Here is a 762-nt window from a genome sequence, read left to right on the forward strand (position 1 = left end):
CATGTCCCATCTGACGCGTTCGTCGCTGCATCGCTGCTTGCAACGTCACGGCATCAGCAGGCTGCCGGAGGTTGAGGGCGACAAGCCCAAGCGCAAGGCCTTCAAGAAGTACCCCGGATCGTAGGCGATCCGCCTGGCTACGTCCACATCGACATCGCTGAGGTGCGTACCGAAGAGGGCAAGCTCTACCTCTTCGTGGCCATTGACCGGACTCCGCCCCGCCGAGGCGGGCGGGGAAGGTGGCTTACGCCGAACTCCACGAGTGTGCTAAGAGGGCTACAGCCGCTGAGTTCTTGCGCTCGGTGGTAGCTGCGTTCCTCTACCAGTTGCACACGGTGCTGACGGACAACGGGATCCAGTTCACGCACCGGAAGCGCGACCGTCATGCCTTCCGGCACCTCTTCGACCGCGTGTGCGCCGAGCACAAGATTAAGCATCGCCTCGCGAAGGTGGGGCATCCGTGGACGAACGGGCAGATAGAGCGGATGAATCGGACGCTGAAGGAGGCGACGGTGGAGCCGTACCACTACGGCTCCCACGCGGCGTTGCAAGAGCACCTAGCCACGTTCGTGCTGGCGTACAACCATGCGAAGCGGCTGAAGACGCTGCGGGGGCTGACGCCGTACGAGTTCGTGTGCCGCGAGTGGCAACGCGAGCCGGAGCGCTTCCATCGAGACCCGACCCAGGACACCCTGGGACCGTACACCTAGTTGCGGGAGACACCTAGTTGCGGGAGACACCTAGTTGCGGGAGACACCTAGT

1 pseudogene is annotated in these 762 nt (G+C 63.4%); it reads left to right on the top strand.

Annotated features, from left to right (window positions below):
• Positions 1-710: pseudogene (locus tag AAFU51_18840) on the top strand (integrase core domain-containing protein).
• Positions 711-762: the final 52 nt, after the last annotated feature.

Source organism: Bacteroidota bacterium, assembly GCA_039821555.1.
Lineage (GTDB): Bacteria > Bacteroidota > Rhodothermia > Rhodothermales > Rubricoccaceae > JBCBEX01.